Here is a 710-nt window from a genome sequence, read left to right on the forward strand (position 1 = left end):
ACGCACATCCGCTTGGCGAGGGCCTTGAGCCGGTTGAGCCAGTCCACCGCGGCCTGCTGCCCGGTGCCCGGATGCGTCGGTGTGCCGGGCCCGGCGTCGGCCGCGTCGTTGACCCCGGGTGGGCGTCTCGACACGCTGCTGGGCGCGGTCGACTTCGCGACCAGCCCCGAGGTCGATCCCGCCGGTGACGTGACCCGCGCCGTGTGTCTGGCCGTCGACCCGGACCTGCTGATCACGGTCAACGCGATGACGGCCGGCTACGTGGTCAACGACGCGGCCGACGCCGGGCCCGGCACACCGACGCATCCGGGCACCGGGCAGCAGGCCGCGGTGGACTGGCTCAACCGGCTCAAGGCCCTCGCCAAGCGGATGTGCGTCGCCCCGACCACGTACGCCCAGGCCGACCTCGACGCCCTCCAGCGCGTCGCCGACCCCGGCCTGTCCACGATCGCCACCGGGGGCGCCGCCGCGATCGTCGACCAGATGCTGGGCATCGCGTCGCTCCGCGGGGTCAGCCTCGTCGGAGACGGCCCGCTGACCGACCCGGCGATCCAACTGCTGTCCGGCCGGGGTCCGACCGTCGCGATCGGCGCGGTCGTCATCGGTCTCGCGGCGCCGGGGCTGCTGCGGCGTCTTACGGTCGACGAGCCAGCGGCCGAGCGAGACACCGACGATGGCGGAGAGGAACACCAGCAGCGCGGTGAACGCGG

Annotated in this window: 1 pseudogene; it reads left to right on the forward strand. The window is 74.1% G+C overall.

Annotation, left to right across the window (positions count from 1 at the left end):
- Positions 1-99: 99 nt before the first annotated feature.
- A pseudogene (locus tag ASJ79_RS25090) lies at positions 100-594 on the forward strand (hypothetical protein); the annotation flags it as partial.
- Positions 595-710: the final 116 nt, after the last annotated feature.

It is taken from the genome of Mycobacterium sp. NAZ190054, assembly GCF_001545925.1.
In the GTDB taxonomy this organism is placed as follows: Bacteria; Actinomycetota; Actinomycetes; order Mycobacteriales; family Mycobacteriaceae; genus Mycobacterium.